This window comes from Peribacillus sp. QJM3NY_7, assembly GCF_056173225.1.
The window spans coordinates 1,761,904-1,775,174 of record NZ_CM149663.1; the positions used below are offsets into that span (position 1 = coordinate 1,761,904).

Consider the following 13,271-nt stretch of genomic DNA (forward strand, 5'->3'; position numbering starts at 1 on the left):
AGAGAGGGGTTTAATAAATGGGACAGGAAAAACATACGTATTCATTTGACTGGGCCGGCCGTAATGTAACGGTAGAGATAGGGCAATTAGCCAAACAAGCGAACGGGGCGGTTTTAGTCCGTTATGGAGAAACTGCTGTATTAAGTACTGCGACAGCTTCGAAGGAACCTAGAAATGTTGACTTCTTCCCTTTGACAGTCAACTACGAAGAAAGACTTTATGCAGTCGGTAAAATTCCGGGAGGCTTCATCAAACGTGAAGGACGACCGAGTGAAAGGGCAATTCTTGCAAGCCGCTTGATTGACCGTCCAATCCGTCCGCTTTTCGCCGATGGCTTCAGGAATGATGTTCAGATCATCAGCATGGTCATGAGTGTCGATCAAGATTGTTCTACGGAAATGGCAGCCATGCTAGGTTCTTCTCTTGCACTTTCAGTTTCCGATATTCCGTTCGAAGGTCCAATTGCTGGAGTTGTAGTGGGGAGAATCAATAATGAATTCATGATTAACCCTACTGTTGACCAACTAGCTAAAAGTGACATCAATTTGACGGTTGCAGGCACTAAAGATGCCATCAACATGGTTGAAGCCGGAGCGAATGAAGTACCAGAGGAAACGATGCTTGAAGCAATCATGTTTGGACATGATGAAATCAAGAAGATCATTGCATTCCAAGAGAAAATCGTTGCTGAAATCGGCAAGGAAAAAATGCAGATCGCTTTATATCAAGTGGATGCGGAACTGGAAGCAGAAGTGAAAGGCCTATGTGAAGCAGACTTGAACAAAGCTGTACAAGTTCAGGAAAAACATGCTCGTGAAGACGCGATTAAAGAAGTTAAAGATCGTGTGTTGGCTCATTATGAAGAAGAAACTGATGAAGCAAAATTAAAGCAAATCAAAGAAATCCTGAATAAATTGGTCAAATCCGAAGTCCGCCGTTTGATCACGGAAGAAAAAGTGCGTCCGGATGGCCGTAATCCTGACGAAATCAGACCATTATCATCAGAAGTTACCATTCTGCCACGTACACATGGTTCCGGATTGTTCACACGCGGACAAACCCAAGCTCTATCCATCTGTACATTAGGTGCACTTGGTGATGTGCAGATACTGGACGGACTTGGAACCGAAGAGTCAAAACGTTTTATGCACCACTATAACTTCCCGCATTTCAGTGTAGGTGAAACTGGTCCTATCCGTGGGGCAGGTCGCCGTGAAATCGGTCATGGTGCACTTGGTGAAAGAGCATTGGAGCCTGTCATTCCAAACGATAAAGACTTCCCATATACAATCAGACTTGTTTCTGAAGTGCTTGAATCGAACGGTTCAACATCACAAGCAAGTATTTGTGCAAGCACTTTGGCAATGATGGATGCCGGAGTTCCATTGAAAGCTCCAGTTGCCGGTATTGCCATGGGCCTAGTCAAATCAGGTGAGCACTATACAATCTTAACGGATATTCAAGGTATGGAAGATCATCTGGGAGACATGGACTTTAAAGTCGCAGGGACTTCAAAAGGTGTTACTGCCCTACAAATGGATATTAAGATTGAAGGACTTTCAAGAGAGATTCTTGAAGAAGCTTTACTTCAAGCCAAACATGGCCGGATGCACATTTTGGAATCAATGATGTCAACGATCAATCAACCGCGTGAGCAGTTATCCAAATATGCTCCAAAAATCGTTACAATGTCCATAAATCCGGATAAGATCCGTGATGTCATTGGACCGAGCGGAAAACATATCAACAAAATCATTGAAGAAACTGGCGTGAAAATCGACATCGAACAAGATGGAACGGTATTCATATCTTCTACTGATGAACCAATGATTCAAAAAGCGAAGAAAATCATTGAAGATATCGTACGTGAAGTCGTAGTGGGCGAACTATACTTAGGTAAAGTTAAACGTATCGAAAAGTTCGGTGCCTTCGTTGAAATCTTCAATGGTAAAGACGGTTTGGTACATATTTCTGAACTGGCTGAAGAAAGAGTCGGAAAAGTGGAAGATGTCGTTTCACTTGGCGATGAATTATTGGTCAAAGTCACTGAGATCGATAAGCAAGGAAGGGTTAACCTTTCCCGTAAAGCAGTCTTGAAAGAGCAAAAAGAGGCAGCCAACCCTTCTCAATCGTAATGAAAAATAGAAATCCGGCATGCGATTCCTTGTGAATCTGCATGCTTTTTTTGTTTAAAGGTATTGGAATATCCATGGGGAGAATGGCGTCAAAAGGATGTCATGTTCTACCTTGTCCGTTTTCTTCATACATTTTGGTATGAAGGGGGCGTAAAAAATGAATAATAAATGGAAGCAGATAGTTGCGATAAGTGCCATTGCAGGTATATCATGGTTATTAGTGCAAAATCCATATACACAAATTTATTTGACCCAATTAACCGATGATTCAGTTGCTTCTATGAAGCAAGAAGACGAGCTTCTTTTACAAATAAAAGAATCAACAAAAAAATATGAGATTGCACCACAGGATGCACGAATAGATTCTGTTTGGAAAACCGTTCCTGCATATAACGGCCTGAAGGTAAATATTGATGATTCGTATAAAGCCATGAAGAAGGAGGGCGTGTTCGATAAGAATAAGCTGGTATTTCAGCAGGTCCCTGCAAAGATACATATGGAGGATCTGGAGCCGGCTCCCATTTACCGGGCCCATCCCGAAAAGCCAGTGGTATCATTTTTAATCAATGTGGCCTGGGGGAATGAATACCTACAAGATATGTTGGCCGTGTTAAAAAAGAATAATGTTAAGGCCACATTTTTCCTTGAAGGTAATTGGACCAAGAAAAATCCAGAATTGGCCAAGATGATTAAGGGTGGCGGGCACGAAATTGGAAATCATTCTTATTCACATCCAGATATGAAAAACATATCCGCACAAGCTACACGTGAGGAAATTCGAAAAACGAATGAAGTCATTGAAGCTGTGACAGGTTTGAAAATGAAATGGTTCGCACCACCAAGTGGAAGCTACCGGGATGAAACGGTGAAAATCGCGGATTCTTTCGGTATGGAGACCGCCATGTGGAGTGTGGATACGATCGACTGGCAAAAGCCAAGCCCTGAAGTCCTTCAACAAAGAGTGCTTTCTAAGGTACACCCTGGAGCATTTATATTGATGCATCCGACTGAATCTACTGCAAAATCATTGGAAACGTTAATAATTGAAATAAAAAAGAAAGATTTAGATGTTGTTACCGTTTCGGAAGCAGTAGATGAAGAGCGATCGAATCCATAATGTATTGGTAACGATATCAGCATAGAATGATTGGGAGGAATGTTAGTTGATTAAGAAATACACGTGTCAAAATGGAGTTAGAATTGTATTGGAAAATATTCCAACTGTACGTTCAGCGGCAATTGGAGTATGGATCAAAACAGGTTCAAGAAATGAAACGCCAGAATTGAATGGGGTTTCACATTTTCTGGAGCATATGTTCTTTAAAGGGACAACTAAGAGAAATGCGCGTGAAATTGCCGAATCGTTCGATAGTATCGGTGGACAGGTGAATGCATTCACTTCAAAAGAATATACATGCTATTATGCTAAAGTAATGGATAACCATGCAAGCTATGCGCTTGAAATCCTGGCTGATATGTTCTTCAACTCAACATTTGATGGGGAAGAATTGAAAAAAGAAAAAAATGTCGTCTATGAAGAAATAAAAATGTACGAAGACACACCAGATGATATTGTCCATGACCTCTTAAGCAAGGCTGTATATGAAAATCACCCCCTTGGTTATCCAATACTAGGGACGGAAAATACGCTTGAAACCTTCAATAGTGATACATTAAAAAAATACGTCCATGACATGTATACACCCGATAAGGTAGTCGTGTCCATTGCTGGGAATGTGGATGAAAAATTGATCAAGGAAGTCGAAAGCTACTTTGGCTCTTATCAAGGAGGGGAAGACCGTCTTGAATTGGTCAAACCTTCCTTCCACGAAAATAGGATCACCCGTAAAAAAGATACGGAACAAGCCCACTTATGCCTTGGTTACAACGGATTGGAAATCGGCAATGATAAAACATACAGCCTGATTACCTTGAATAATATCCTTGGGGGAAGCATGAGCAGCCGTCTATTCCAGGACGTCAGGGAGCAACGCGGCCTTGCCTATTCCGTTTACTCTTATCATTCCAGCTATCAAGATAGCGGTATGGTGACAGTATATGGGGGGACAGGCACAAATCAGCTTGACAGCCTGTATGAAACCATTCAGGAAACATTGGATACTTTAAAAAGGGATGGCATTACGGAAAAGGAATTACGGAATAGCAAAGAGCAACTTAAAGGAAGCTTGATGCTCAGCCTTGAAAGCACGAATAGCCGCATGAGCCGGAACGGAAAAAATGAGCTTATGTTGGGTGAGCACCGTTCCCTTGATGATATCATCATCAAGATTGACGAAGTGACTGAGGATACCGTCAATGAATTGGCAAATCAGATCTTTACGGAACATTCCTTGTCATTAGTGAGCCCGCTGGAAAATTGGGACAAATAATATCGAACAAGTCTGAACCTTCATTAATGGAAGGTCAGGCTTTTTTTCTTTGAATGCGGCAGTGTCCAGTGTTATGGACAATATTTGGTTAAATGCCTTCTAAGTTTACCTTTTTCGGATATAGATTGAATAGAAGACGAAAAAGGGGGAACCAAAATTGAGGTTAAGCGAACTGAGCGGTAAGGAAATAGTCGATGTGAATAGGGCGGAAAGATTAGGAATCCTTGGTCAGACGGATTTGGAAATAGATGAAACCGGACAAATTACCTCGTTGATCATTCCATCTGTCAAATGGTTCGGCCTTTTAAGGAATGGCAGTGAAATAAGAGTGCCATGGGAACATATAAAAAAAATCGGTGCGGATATGGTCATCATTGATTTTCAGGAAGGACTTTCGCTTAAAGACGGAGAGCATATGGACGGATAATGACGCTCGCTTCATACTCCTTGGAACTTTTCGAAATACACTCTCGAAAACGCCTTAGCTGGCAATAGCTATGGCGTTTTTTCTTTTCTTATCACCGTTTTTTAAGTAAAAACATAAGATGGCAGGGTAACTAGAGAATGTAGCAAAAACCGAATTGCTTCCTGAAGGAATTGTATCATGGGGCAAGGAATGTTTAGGATCTTTTATATAAAGAAGGTGACGGTTTTAATGCTTACAGGCATGCAAATCGCTGTAATTGGTGGAGATGCGCGTCAGCTTGAAGTTGTCCGTAAACTGACAGAGCTTGATGCAAAGCTATTATTGGTAGGTTTTGAACAGCTCGACCATGCTTTTACCGGAGCTGTTAAGGAAAAAATGGAAGATATAAACTTCAAGGAATTAGATTCAGTTATTTTACCTGTCCGGGGTACGGATTCAGATGGGAAAGTAGAAACGATCTTTTCCAGTGAAGAGGTTGTTTTGACTGAAGAAATGATAAAAAATACCCCGGAACATTGCACTTTTTATGCAGGAATCAGTAACGATTACCTCGATGAGATATTCAAGAAGGTGGATCGCAAACTTGTTCTATTGTTCGAACGTGATGATGTCGCTATTTATAATTCGATTCCCACTGTTGAGGGTGCAATCATGATGGCCATTCAACATACGGATTTTACTATCCATGGATCAAATGTAGCCGTTCTAGGACTGGGAAGGGTCGGTATGAGTGTAGCCCGGTCATTCCAGGCACTTGGAGCAAAAGTAAAGGTGGGGGCAAGAAAAAGCGAAGATATAGCAAGGATCAGTGAAATGGCATTAGCCCCTTTTCATTTAAATGATCTTGCTGCAGAAATGAAAAATGTAGATATATGTATCAATACGATCCCTTTTCCTATAATTACCGCAAAAGTCATCGCTAATATGCCCGTTCATACATTAATCATCGACCTTGCTTCAAAACCGGGGGGGACGGATTTTCGTTACGCTGAAAAAAGGGGAATTAAGGCGCTGTTGGCACCGAGCCTGCCGGGGATAGTCGCCCCGAAAACAGCTGGTCAGATATTAGCGAATGCACTGGGACTATTGATTCAAGGCGAGTTCTTGAAAAGGAAGGGGAAAATGATATGAGTCTCAAAGGTAAACGGATTGGTTTCGGATTAACAGGATCACATTGCACATATGATGAAGTGTTTCCGGAAATAGAAAAACTTGTAAATGAAGGGGCGGAAGTCATCCCAATCGTAACATCGACTGTTCAAAACACGGAAACCCGTTTTGGAAAGGGCGAAGACTGGGTCGAAAGAATAGAAAAATTGACGGGGAATCACGTCGTTGATACAATCGTCAAAGCGGAGCCTTTAGGACCTAAATTGCCACTCGATTGTATGGTGATCGCTCCTTTAACGGGTAACTCAATGAGTAAAATGGCAAATGCACTTACCGATTCGCCTGTACTTATGGCTGCAAAAGCGACGATGAGGAATCACCGTCCAGTCGTGGTCGCGATATCAACAAATGATGCACTTGGGTTAAATGGTGTCAATCTAATGAGGCTGATGGCAGCAAAAGATATTTATTTTGTTCCATATGGCCAGGATAATCCCACTGGCAAACCAAGTTCCATGGTTGCAAGGATGAGCATGATAAGGGATACGATCATATCGGCACTGGAGAGGGAACAGATCCAACCTGTCATCGTCGAAAGGTTCAAGGATGATTTAGCCTGAACAAGTTTTTGCCACGGATCTAGCTTTCAACGACTGACATATATGCATAAATTTGTAGGTTGAAGTTATAAAAAACCACTCCACTACCAGAATATTTTGTTAAAGTCCGACCCTTTGGAATGTTAATGTGATAAAATAAATGATATTCTGAACAAGAAGTAATAAATCCAACAAATAACTAATTTAAGAGATAGAAAAGGAGTATGTATAAATGACTGAGACACAGGGATTGCGTATTGCAGTTGTGGGAGCAACTGGAGCAGTAGGACAACAAATGATTTCAACACTCGAACAAAGGGACTTACCGATTAAGAAAATCATCTTTTTATCATCGGCTCGTTCCGCAGGCATCAAACTTACGTTTAAGGGCGAAGAAATCGAAGTGCAGGAAGCAAAACCTGAAAGCTTTGAAGGCATCGATATCGCTTTATTCAGTGCTGGAGGAAGCGTGTCTAAGGAATTGGCTCCAGAAGCAGTGAAACGCGGTGCGATAGTGGTGGATAATACGAGCGCTTTCCGCATGGATGAAAATGTGCCGCTAGTCGTTCCTGAAGTAAATGAAGAAGACTTGAAGCAGCATAATGGGATCATTGCAAACCCGAATTGTTCAACTATCCAAATGGTTGTGGCATTAGAGCCTATCCGCCAGACATATGGCTTATCAAAAATTGTCGTTTCTACCTACCAGGCTGTTTCTGGTGCAGGTGCAGCAGCGATAAATGAATTAAAGGAACAGGCTCGCGACTTGCTTGATGAAAAAGAGATCGATCCGAAAATATTACCGGTAAAAGGGGACGAAAAGCATTATCAAATCGCATTTAACGTCATTCCCCAAATCGATAAATTCCAAGATAATGGGTACACATTCGAAGAGATGAAAATGATTAATGAAACAAAGAAAATCATGCATATGCAAGGCCTGCCAGTGGCTGCAACTTGCGTGAGGCTTCCTGTTGTAACAGGTCATTCGGAATCTGTATACATTGAAGTTGAAAAAGAAGGCATAGCGGCTTCTCAAATCAAGGATTTAATGAGAACGGCACCTGGAATAGTGTTGGAAGACGAACCGGAACAACAAGTTTACCCAACACCTGCTTCATCCGTCGGCAAGAATGATGTATTCGTCGGTCGAATTCGCAAAGATTTGGATGAAGATAAAGGCTTCCATTTATGGGTGGTTTCCGATAATCTATTAAAAGGTGCAGCTTGGAATTCCGTTCAAATTGCTGAAAGCCTTTTGAAATTAGGTTTGGTTACCGTTAAGTAATAATTTATTCTTAATGAACTCGACAGAAAAATAAATTCCAATAGGATAGAGAGTTTTTGTCAGCTTCCCGGATCGGGGAGCTGGCTTATATTTGGGGTGCATATTATGAAAATTATCGTCCAGAAATACGGTGGGACATCCGTTCGTGATGAGGAAAGCCGTTCATTTGCCAAGGGGCATATCGAAAAAGCGATTAAAGAAGGATATAAAGTGGTGGTTGTGGTTTCAGCAATGGGAAGAAAAGGGGATCCTTATGCAACGGATACCTTACTTTCCCTTGTAAATGGAGCCAAAGCCAGCCTTTCAAAGCGAGAACAGGATTTACTTATGTCTGTCGGAGAAACGATATCATCTGTAGTATTTACTAACATGCTCTTGGAACATGGTATTGATGCGGTTGCTTATACTGGAGCTCAAGCAGGATTCATGACGAATACCGACTATTCCAGTGCGAAAATAATCGAAATGAAATGCGATCGCCTCATGAAAGAACTTGAGGTGAAGGATGTTGTCGTTGTAGCTGGCTTCCAGGGAGCTGCTAAAAATGGTGACATCACGACCATCGGCCGTGGTGGAAGTGATACTTCAGCAGCTGCATTAGGTGCCGCATTGCAAGCTGAACGGGTCGATATTTTTACGGATGTGGAAGGAATCATGACAGCAGATCCGCGGATTGCCAATCAAGCTCGTCCATTATCAATCGTTTCATATACGGAAGTTTGCAACATGGCATATCAAGGGGCGAAGGTCATTCATCCGAGAGCTGTTGAAATTGCGATGCAGGCGAAAGTCCCGATTCGGATAAGGTCAACATACAGCGAAGGTTTGGGAACCCTTGTTACAGGCGTGAACAAGGGAAGCCAGGGCAGTGACATACGTGAAAGGCTTGTGACCGGGATTGCCCATGTGCCAAAGATCACTCAAATCAAGGTCCGTGCGAAAAAAGATCAATATAATCTACAGGCTGAAGTTTTCAAAGCGATGGCAAATGCCTCCATTTCAGTTGACTTTATAAATATATATCCAAGTGGTGTAGTTTATACCGTATCGGAAGAGATGACAGAACTTGCCCTCTCGATTTTGGCCGAGCTTGGTCATGAACCGGTCATTGAAAGGAATTGTGCCAAGGTATCGGTAGTCGGTGCAGGCATCAATGGAGTACCTGGCGTGGCAGCGAAGATTGTCACAGCGCTTTCCGAAAAGGAAATTGCCATTCTCCAGTCAGCGGATAGCCATACGACAATTTGGGTACTCGTAAAAGAAGAAGATTTAATAGAAGCCGTTAATTCCCTGCACTATGCATTTCAATTGCATGAAGGGGAAGTCCAATAATCAGGTTTTTTATTAAGTAATGTTTTAAAAATTAAAGAGGTGTTAGATGATGATATTTGGTAGAGTATCAACCGCGATGGTCACCCCTTTCGATAGCAAGGGAAATATTGATTTTCAAAAGACGACTTCATTGGTTAATTACTTATTAACGAATGGAACCGATTCGCTTGTGCTGTCGGGAACGACAGGGGAATCTCCAACTTTATCTTCGGAGGAGAAAATCGCGTTATTGCGTCATGTTTCTAAGGTTGTTGAAAAACGTGTGCCCATCATCATGGGTACAGGAAGCAACAATACGTATGCTTCCATCGAGTTGACAAAAAAGGCGGAACAAAATGGCGCCGATGCGATAATGCTGGTTGCCCCATATTATAGTAAAACGAATCAAGAAGGGCTGTACCAGCATTTTAAGGCTATTGCAGCCAGTACGACGCTCCCTGTTATGGTATATAATATCCCTGGGAGGGCTTCAGTTAACATTGAACCGGAAACGATCATCCGCCTTTCGAAAATTCCTAATATCGTAGCCGTTAAGGAAGCGAGCGGGGATTTAAACGCTATGACCCAAATCATAGCCGGCACGGATGAAGATTTTGCATTATATAGCGGGGACGATGCTTTAACACTACCGGTGTTGGCGATTGGTGGTGTGGGTGTAGTATCGGTTGCTTCACATATTGCTGGCAAGGAGCTGCAGAAAATAGTGGAGGCCTTCATCAGTGGGAACTTGAAAGAGGCAGCCCGGCTGCATCAGGAACTGTTACCGCTTATAAAAGGTTTGTTTGCAGCGCCAAGCCCTGCACCTGTCAAAACAGCTCTTCAGTTATATGGAATTGACGTTGGATCGGTGAGACTCCCAATCGTGCCATTGACGGAGCAGGAACGCCTGGCATTAACCAAGGTTTTAAAAAAATAAAAAGACACGGAACAAGCTGATCGTTGAAGATTGGCTTGTTTTTACATAATGATGTATATGAACGGGATATACTTTCCGATTTCGGGATGATAGTATTGGAATTTTTTATGATCAATCGAAACTGGTAAAAGTACAAAGGATCTCTTACATAATAGGTTGTTTTTTGAATTATATGAAAAAGTCCCTCTGAAAATGGTAAGTGTTGTCATGTTTTTTGAACATCGGTTATAATGAAATCATTGGGAAATTATGAACGGGATTTTTTAAGGAGGATATTCGATTGGGTAATGATAAAAATAATGGAATAAAAGTGATTTCTCTTGGAGGACAAGGGGAGCTTGGTAAAAATATGTACGTTGTTGAGGTGAACGAGGACATCTATCTTCTTGATGCAGGATTAATGCTGCCGGAAGACGAAATGCTCGGAATCGATGCGGTCATCCCAGATATTTCTTATTTGATGGATAATAAGGAACGGGTGCAGGGGATATTCATTACCCATGGTCATGAAGACCATATGGGAGCGCTTGCTTATGTCTTGAAATATTTACCGGCTCCTGTTTATGGAACTAAGCTTACACTTGCTTTAATCAAAACGAAATTAAAGGAAGATGGCTTTAACGGCAGGGCAACTTTCACTGAAGTCGATTCGGATTCCCTTTTAAGTTTCCCTCAAGCAGCCGTGTCCTTTTTCCGGACTAACCATAGCATTCCCGATTCTGTCGGAGTCGTGATCCACACTCGTGAAGGTGCAATCGTTTATACAGGGGATTTCAAATTCGACCAGGCAGCAACGGATCTATATAAACCGGAAATCGGTAAGATGGCCAGTATCGGTGAAGAAGGTGTCCTATGCCTGCTTTCGGATAGTACCGGTGCCGAGAGGCCAGGTTATACGACTTCAGAAGCAGTTGTGGCCAAAGATATTACAGAGGCTTTCCATGCTGCCTCCGGAAGGATCATCGTTGCGTGCTTCGCTTCGAACATCAACCGGATTCAACATGTTTTCAATGCAGCGGCAGCAAGTCGCAGAAAAGTGGCAGTTGTAGGAAAAAGCCTTCAACGCGTCTATGAAACAGCCTTGAATCTTGGCTACTTAAAGGTCGAAGAAGAGCTGATAATCCCGACTAATGAAATTGGCCAGTATGACGACCGTGAAATCGTCGTGTTATCGACAGGTCATCAGGGCGAACCCATTGCAGCACTTCAAAAAATGGCAAAGCAGACCCACAAGCAGGTAACGATCAAAAAGGGAGACACCGTTTTGATCAGTGCATCACCCCTGCAGGGCGGTGAACTTATTTTATCCAAAACCGTCGATTTGCTATACAGGGTAGGTGCTGAAGTGGTATCTGCCAATAAATATAAAGTGCATGTAACAGGGCATGGCAGCCAGGAAGAGCTAAAAATGATGATCAATTTGATGAATCCTAAATTCTTAATCCCTGTACATGGGGAATATCGCCATTTATATGCCCATCAAAAAGTTGGGGTTGCTGCGGGAATTAAGCGTGAAAACATCATAATTGCCGAAAAAGGGGATGTCATCGAACTTAAGGGCAATAAAATGGGGCTTTCAGGCAAAGTCCCGGCAGGAAATATCTTGATAGATGGCAGCGGTGTTGGAGATGTGGGTAATATCGTTCTTCGTGATCGGCGCTTGTTATCCCAAGATGGCATTTTGATTGTAGTTGTCACGTTGAACCGTCAGGATAAAAGCATTGCAGCAGGCCCTGAAATCATTTCAAGGGGCTTCGTATATGTTCGCGAATCAGAAAAAATGATTGCGGAAGCAACTGAAATAGTAAGTGAAATCGTAAAGAAAAATGGGTCGCGCCAGCCTTTTGATTGGTCCACGCTGAAGCAGGAAATGCGTGATGCGTTAAACCAATTCTTCTATGAAAAAACGAAACGCCGCCCAATGATTTTACCGATCATAATGGAATATTAAGTAAGGAACCCCTGATTTGAACAGTCAGGGGTTCTTTTTTCTGACTCTTATATCTTGAAGAATGAAGTCCGAGGCTCGAGACATAATAAAGCTATAGGCTAAAAGAGAAAGGGGTTGGCATAGTGGATAATGCACCATTACCAAATGAAAATGAAGGCAAGCAGGAAGGTAAGAATTCAACTTTAATCGAAAAGATCCAGCAGCTGGGGGCTACTAATGTTCCGCAACTATCTCAAGACTCAAAAATCCATTGTTTGACGATCATTGGACAAATTGAAGGACATATGCAGCTGCCGCCTCAAAATAAAACGACCAAATATGAACATGTTATTCCGCAAATTGTGGCAATTGAACAAAATCCCAATATAGAGGGGCTGCTTGTCATATTAAATACAGTCGGAGGAGATGTCGAAGCGGGACTGGCAATCGCAGAAATGCTGGCTTCCCTATCAAAGCCATCCGTCTCGATTGTACTTGGGGGAGGGCACTCGATCGGTGTGCCGATTGCGGTTTCGTGTGACCATAGCTATATAGCAGAAACAGCAACGATGACGATTCATCCAATTCGTTTGACAGGGCTAGTCATTGGCGTGCCTCAAACCTTTGAATACTTGGATAAAATGCAGGAAAGAGTCATTAAATTTGTTACGCGCCACTCCAACGTTACGGAAGAAAGTTTTAAGGATTTAATGTTTGCCAAAGGAAACTTGACACGTGATATCGGTACGAATGTTATCGGGGCCGAGGCAGTTGAAATCGGTATGATCGATGATGTAGGAGGAGTGGGCCAGGCCATGAGAAAACTAAATAGCTTCATGGAAGAAAGAAGGCCAAAAATTGCCGGGGAAGAGGAGGGGCTTCTGCAATGACGCTTTATACGATCGTTCCTGAAGAAATAATTTTCCCTCATCACCATGAGAAGACGGCAAATTTAATAGAAATGATCTACAATGGTGTACATGTGATGGTTGAACATGACGGTGGCCGTACGTTTCGCATTGATCGAATCGTCAGCACCGATCCTGAAGATTATATGAATGTACACATTCAGCCGGGAGCTGTCATAAATGTGTTCGAACATATGAACCATTAGTAAATACGACTAACTGAGGTAAATTATGAT

At 42.3% G+C, this 13,271-nt stretch carries 12 protein-coding genes; all 12 read left to right on the forward strand.

All coding sequences use genetic code 11. The features are described 5' to 3' along the window. Positions 1 to 17 precede the first annotated feature (17 nt). The 12 genes from pnp (at position 18) to AC0VX1_RS08655 (ending at position 13,241) form a co-directional block, all read left to right on the forward strand. On the forward strand, positions 18 to 2,135 hold the full coding sequence (gene pnp / locus AC0VX1_RS08600) for a polyribonucleotide nucleotidyltransferase (protein WP_413008835.1): 2,118 nt from the start codon (positions 18 to 20) through the stop codon (positions 2,133 to 2,135). A gap of 157 nt (positions 2,136 to 2,292) precedes the next feature. Then, positions 2,293 to 3,252 (forward strand): polysaccharide deacetylase family protein, encoded by a 960-nt coding sequence (locus AC0VX1_RS08605; RefSeq protein ID WP_034313591.1) that lies wholly within the window; start codon positions 2,293 to 2,295, stop codon positions 3,250 to 3,252. Positions 3,253 to 3,298: 46 nt separating this feature from the next. Continuing rightward, positions 3,299 to 4,525: a M16 family metallopeptidase gene (locus tag AC0VX1_RS08610; protein WP_053534388.1), complete on the forward strand. Its 1,227-nt coding sequence runs from the start codon at positions 3,299 to 3,301 to the stop codon at positions 4,523 to 4,525. A gap of 157 nt (positions 4,526 to 4,682) precedes the next feature. Further along, positions 4,683 to 4,952 carry a YlmC/YmxH family sporulation protein gene (locus tag AC0VX1_RS08615; RefSeq protein WP_048684753.1) on the forward strand — a complete coding sequence of 90 codons (270 nt, stop codon included), beginning with the start codon at positions 4,683 to 4,685 and terminating at the stop codon, positions 4,950 to 4,952. A gap of 228 nt (positions 4,953 to 5,180) precedes the next feature. Next, positions 5,181 to 6,083, forward strand: a complete 903-nt coding sequence (dpaA, locus tag AC0VX1_RS08620; RefSeq protein ID WP_048684752.1) for a dipicolinic acid synthetase subunit A — start codon at positions 5,181 to 5,183, stop codon at positions 6,081 to 6,083. Continuing rightward, a complete protein-coding gene (locus AC0VX1_RS08625; protein WP_034313581.1) occupies positions 6,080 to 6,682 on the forward strand; it encodes a dipicolinate synthase subunit B in 603 nt (200 codons plus the stop codon). Before dpaA ends, AC0VX1_RS08625 begins: the two co-directional genes overlap by 4 nt. A gap of 211 nt (positions 6,683 to 6,893) precedes the next feature. Continuing rightward, positions 6,894 to 7,949 carry an aspartate-semialdehyde dehydrogenase gene (asd, locus tag AC0VX1_RS08630; RefSeq protein ID WP_413008841.1) on the forward strand — a complete coding sequence of 352 codons (1,056 nt, stop codon included), beginning with the start codon at positions 6,894 to 6,896 and terminating at the stop codon, positions 7,947 to 7,949. 105 nt (positions 7,950 to 8,054) lie between these two features. Further along, the gene (gene dapG, locus AC0VX1_RS08635; protein ID WP_413021427.1) at positions 8,055 to 9,281 is read left to right on the forward strand and encodes an aspartate kinase; all 1,227 of its coding nucleotides are present in this window, start codon (positions 8,055 to 8,057) and stop codon (positions 9,279 to 9,281) included. Between the two features lie 46 nt (positions 9,282 to 9,327). Beyond that, positions 9,328 to 10,197 carry a 4-hydroxy-tetrahydrodipicolinate synthase gene (gene dapA / locus AC0VX1_RS08640; RefSeq protein ID WP_034313572.1) on the forward strand — a complete coding sequence of 290 codons (870 nt, stop codon included), beginning with the start codon at positions 9,328 to 9,330 and terminating at the stop codon, positions 10,195 to 10,197. Positions 10,198 to 10,477: 280 nt separating this feature from the next. Next, positions 10,478 to 12,148, forward strand: a complete 1,671-nt coding sequence (locus AC0VX1_RS08645; protein ID WP_475470754.1) for a ribonuclease J — start codon at positions 10,478 to 10,480, stop codon at positions 12,146 to 12,148. Between the two features lie 122 nt (positions 12,149 to 12,270). Continuing rightward, complete coding sequence (locus AC0VX1_RS08650) at positions 12,271 to 13,017, forward strand: ClpP family protease (RefSeq protein ID WP_034313566.1); 747 nt, start codon at positions 12,271 to 12,273, stop codon at positions 13,015 to 13,017. Then, the gene (locus tag AC0VX1_RS08655; RefSeq protein ID WP_034313564.1) at positions 13,014 to 13,241 is read left to right on the forward strand and encodes a YlzJ-like family protein; all 228 of its coding nucleotides are present in this window, start codon (positions 13,014 to 13,016) and stop codon (positions 13,239 to 13,241) included. The genes AC0VX1_RS08650 and AC0VX1_RS08655 overlap by 4 nt, the downstream gene beginning before the upstream one ends. Positions 13,242 to 13,271: the final 30 nt, after the last annotated feature.